Genomic DNA, 1216 nt, shown 5'->3' on the forward strand with positions numbered 1-1216 from the left:
TTCGCCGTACAGGGGCCAGAAGTAGCCCTGTTTCATTTTGCCGTTACCGCTCTTGCCTACTTTGATTGGCGTTTTGTCCATGGCCAGTACCCAGCTTTGCAGAATACTGAGCAACTGTGCCGCAGCAATGGGCGCAGTAACTCAATCGCGCGCTTGCACAGGTTGGTGAGGGTGGCGCGGCTGAGAGTGATCCCCGCCTGTCCCAAGCGCTGGTGCTGGCGGTACAACGGCAGATGGTACTGGAACTTGTCCACCAACATGCCCACCAGGAAGCTGACGTCGGCGATGCTTTTGTCGAGCACGTTGGTCGGTGCCGAGCTGGGCAGCGGCTTATTCTCGCCCTTGCGCTTCAAGACCGGGCGGCGATATTCCAGCACCACGTAACTGGCCGGTTGCTGGGCCAGACGGTGGGTGGTCTTGGTACCGATCACCTCATATTGGTCCTCGTCGGGTCCTGTGAACTCCGGCGGGGTCTGCTCAATCACCTGCACCGGCACGTCCGGGCCGAAGCGCAGACCGCTGTCATTGACGCAGTCCTCGTCGCGCTGCTTGGGTGCCTTGCCGCGCTCGTAGGTAACGGTGATCTTCTCGCCTTCCGCCGGGGCCGGTTCAGTGGCGGCACCGAGCAGGGAGGGCTGATGGGGATTGGCTTCCGCCAGACGCTTTTCCGACTTCTGGCCGAAGATCTGTTTCTCCAGCCAGGCAAGGCGGTTTTTAAGCGCCGTATTCTCTTCGCGCAGACGTGCATTTTCCTGCAGCTCGGCAGACAGGATTGCGTGGTCCTGGCGGGCCTCTTCGGAGAAAATTTCGGGAGTGTCTTCAGCGCGTTTCATGGGGCTGGATTATATCAAGATGGCACTATGGATTGTGCTGATAGCGTTTTAATTTTCGAGATTTCTGCACCTCGATACCGTCGAGGATCAGCTGCAGATCGGACCAGCTCAACCAGCGACATCCCGATGCTGAAGAGCGCACCGGGAACTGGCCCTGCTCCAGCCGCTTGCTCCACAGGCAGTAGCCGGAGGGCTCGAAGTACAGCACCTTCATCATGGTCTTGCGGCGATTGATGAAGACGAAGTACTGTAAGCGATCAAGTAACCCCATCTGAAAGACCGACCAGTTTTTCTCTACTCTCCTGATTTTTAACGATCAGGAGATTGAAATGGCCACTCATAGTAAATCTGATTTCTGGCAGCAGCACATCGGTGCCTGGAAG

Annotated in this window: 1 protein-coding gene and 1 pseudogene; both read right to left on the reverse strand. The window is 57.4% G+C overall.

Annotated features, from left to right (window positions below; all coding sequences use genetic code 11):
* Positions 1-833: pseudogene (locus Q5Y71_RS16815) on the reverse strand (transposase); the annotation flags it as partial.
* A gap of 25 nt (positions 834-858) precedes the next feature.
* Entirely contained in the window at positions 859-1104 is a 246-nt protein-coding gene (gene tnpB, locus Q5Y71_RS16820; protein ID WP_306043230.1) for an IS66 family insertion sequence element accessory protein TnpB, read from the reverse strand.
* Positions 1105-1216 lie beyond the last annotated feature (112 nt).

The sequence above is a fragment of the Microbulbifer sp. 2205BS26-8 genome (assembly GCF_030731025.1).
Taxonomy (GTDB): domain Bacteria; phylum Pseudomonadota; class Gammaproteobacteria; order Pseudomonadales; family Cellvibrionaceae; genus Microbulbifer; species Microbulbifer spongiae.